Genomic DNA, 1,214 nt, shown 5'->3' on the forward strand with positions numbered 1-1,214 from the left:
GTAGGTCATCGTCAGGCTCAGTTATACGCAGTAACCAATCCGCCCCGACAGTTCGCTGTCGGGGCGGATTGCGTTTACGCGTAATGATTGCACACTGAGTATCCACTCTTGGAATTCGATGTTGCAGCCCGGTTGCGTAGCATGCATACGCTATGCGGTATTACACTTCTCACAGTGAAAATTAGTCAAACTGAATTATATGCCAATAAAATGGCCCGTCATGAGACGAGCCATTCTTTATTGTATTGTTATATGTTCACACCGTAATTTACAGCATCAATGATGCAATTACTTTAATCGCATATCAGCTAAGCTGGTTCGCAGCCTCTGCAAGTTTTGACATCCCTTTAACTTTTGCCATCGCGTTATTTTGTGCAGCACGCCATAGCGCGTCATCGGCAGCTTGCTGAGTCAAACTTTGCATCTGTTTGCTCGCATCTATCTGAAACTTATATTGAGCCTCATTTTGGGTATTACTATCCTGAGTGAATTGGGACAATGAAAAAGCCATACTTACCTCCAAAAAACAATGTGCTTAAAAAATCATGCAAGAGATTGCATCCTTTGGTCATATTTATTTCTTATCAGGCCTCGCTCACATAAATCAGTCATCGTCGGATGATATGAATTTGAAAAGCGTGCGATATGAAATTATCAAAAGCTTAATTTTTTACAACAGTAATGTTGAATTTTAATAAATGGTTTCTCAGTTACATTTGATTCCAGCTGTCTGCTGATTTAGCTGCTCTGCCTGCCTGCGCATCCGCTTGCTTTGTAACTTGTGACCACAGGCCCTGTTGAATGGCTTCTTTTTTGAGTAGCGTCGATTGCTGCGCACCCTTGAAAGAGTCCATTGCTCCTTCAATTGCCAGTGCTGTTGTCGCAGCCGAAATGGAGGTTAGTGTTGCTTCTCCACCAAGTGCAATTGCGGTGTTGGCTACGAAACCGATCGTTGATGCTGCACCCATGATCATCTCCTATAACGTTAATAAAAATCAGCCGGGCATTGCGGTTTTGAGTAACGGCTGACGTTATATATTAAGTGTCACATGTAAATTGTTGGTTCCTCAAAAAAGGAGGAATTTAAGAATTGCGTTTTTTCACAAATTATCACGAGTAGTGCACTACGCACCATTACCCACCAATCGTAAGCGCCTCACCAACGACGTCTGTACAGCACGCCATTGACCCGCCAAAGTGGTGCCCACCAAATA

The 1,214-nt window shown here is 43.2% G+C and carries 2 protein-coding genes; both read right to left on the reverse strand.

Annotated elements, in window-relative coordinates:
- Positions 1 to 304: 304 nt before the first annotated feature.
- Positions 305 to 511: a hypothetical protein gene (locus ABD720_RS02910; protein WP_344761722.1), complete on the reverse strand. Its 207-nt coding sequence runs from the start codon at positions 509 to 511 to the stop codon at positions 305 to 307.
- A gap of 199 nt (positions 512 to 710) precedes the next feature.
- Positions 711 to 968, reverse strand: a complete 258-nt coding sequence (locus ABD720_RS02915; RefSeq protein ID WP_344761723.1) for a hypothetical protein — start codon at positions 966 to 968, stop codon at positions 711 to 713.
- Positions 969 to 1,214 lie beyond the last annotated feature (246 nt).

The organism is Actimicrobium antarcticum, assembly GCF_039536745.1.
Lineage (GTDB): Bacteria > Pseudomonadota > Gammaproteobacteria > Burkholderiales > Burkholderiaceae_D > Actimicrobium > Actimicrobium antarcticum.